The sequence below is a fragment of the Halocatena pleomorpha genome, assembly GCF_003862495.1.
Classification (GTDB): domain Archaea; phylum Halobacteriota; class Halobacteria; order Halobacteriales; family Haloarculaceae; genus Halocatena; species Halocatena pleomorpha.
In genome coordinates this window covers 1-1,716 of the sequence record NZ_RRCH01000057.1, presented here as the reverse complement: position 1 = coordinate 1,716, position 1,716 = coordinate 1, and the positions used below count along the sequence as shown (strand labels likewise).

At 58.2% G+C, this 1,716-nt stretch carries 2 protein-coding genes; both read left to right on the top strand.

Annotated elements, in window-relative coordinates:
• Positions 1 to 30: 30 nt before the first annotated feature.
• The gene (gene tnpA / locus EIK79_RS17700; protein ID WP_124957123.1) at positions 31 to 423 is read left to right on the top strand and encodes an IS200/IS605 family transposase; all 393 of its coding nucleotides are present in this window, start codon (positions 31 to 33) and stop codon (positions 421 to 423) included.
• Positions 420 to 1,646 carry an RNA-guided endonuclease TnpB family protein gene (locus EIK79_RS17695; protein WP_124957121.1) on the top strand — a complete coding sequence of 409 codons (1,227 nt, stop codon included), beginning with the start codon at positions 420 to 422 and terminating at the stop codon, positions 1,644 to 1,646. Before tnpA ends, EIK79_RS17695 begins: the two co-directional genes overlap by 4 nt.
• Positions 1,647 to 1,716 lie beyond the last annotated feature (70 nt).

Here is a 1,716-nt window from a genome sequence, read left to right as displayed (position 1 = left end):
AATTGGTCCCCTTGAATACGATGAGGCCAAATGAAGTACAACCTCCAAACCGGGTCGCACACGGTCTACGCACTCCAATATCACTTTGTGACCGTCACGAAGTACCGCGCAACCGTTCTCACCAACGACATTTGCGAACGTATCGGTGAGATAGCGAACGACCTCTCGGAGGACTTCGGCGTCTCGATACAGAGCGTCAACGGCGGACAAGACCACGTTCACGTTCTGTTCACCGCGAAGCCGACGACCGATATGACGAAGTTCATCAACTCGTTCAAGGGCGTCTCCTCGCGGAAAATACGCAAAGAGTACCCCGAGGTCAAACAGGTCCTCGAAGACTCGTTCTGGCAACCGGGGTACTTTCTCGCTACGACCGGGCAAGTGAGCGTGGACGTGTTGATGGAATACGTGGAGGAACAGTGACGACCGCTACGAAGACCCTTGAAGCGACGTTGGCCCCTCCGACCGCTCACAAGGAGGAGAAGCTACGCGATACACTCGGGACCTACCGCGAAGCCTTAGCCGACGCGTTCGACTCGGGAGCCGATACGATGGGGGGCGTGAGCGACGTAGTGACGCCCTACGACATACCGTATCAGGCGAAGGCGGCTCTCTGTAGCTACGTTCCAAAGCTCCGAAAGACGTACAACGCCCGCGAGTTGGACGACGAGCACCCGCTACGGCTCACGAACCAAGCCGCGAAGTTCGACCACTCGGACGAACGCGAGCATGAGTTCACGTGGTGGGTCCCGCGACCCGGCAGAGGGACGAACTTCTGGATACCACTCCGTATCAACCCCGAGCAACGAGAGTTGTGGTTCGATATCCTCAACGAGGACGCGAAAGCGGGCGAGATACGGCTACAGCAACACCGGAAGAACTGGGTACTTCACGTCTCCGTCGAGTACCCGGTCGAAGAACCGACCGAGGACGGGGACACCACACCAATCGGGCTTGATATCGGTGAGACTGCGCTAATCACGGCCTGTGGCCTTAAGCGCGGTACACCGACAAGACCCGTTCTTTGGAGTGGCAAGCGTGCGAAGCACCTCCGCAAGGAGATGTCAACCACGCTTCAGCGACTACAAAAACGCGATGCTGAATGGCGGGTAGACGAACGGTTCGACTACTACCAAAACGCGCTTACGGATATCATCGAGAAGGCGAGCCGCGAGGTCGTAGACTACGCGGCGACCTTCGACAATCCCCGTATCGTCATGGAGGATTTGACGTATATCCGTGAGCGGTTGGACTACGGGAAGTTCATGAATCGGCGGCTTCATGCATGGGCCTTCGCGCGGCTACAGGGTCGCGTCGAGGACAAAGCGACGGACGCCGGTATCCCGGTCGAATACGTCAATCCCGCCTACACAAGTCAGACGTGCCACGAGTGCGACCACCTCGGGAAGCGGGCTTCGCAAGCGGAGTTCCGTTGTACTAACGAGGAGTGTCACGTTTCGACGTTTCAGGCGGATATCAGTGCCGCAGCAAGCATTGCTAAGCGGGTTAACCCGTGGGGAGAGAGCGTCCCTTGGAAACCGGGACGCAATGACTCGCCTCGGGATGGGAGCGGTAGTGACACCGCCGTAAGACCACCCAAGCCGAGCGCACCTACGCAAATGACGCTTGGGGCGTATGAGTCTTAAAACCTTACCAGCACGTCTGGTATTCCCTCTGGGAGGGAAGCCCCGCCGTTCACGGCGGGGAGGATGTCAC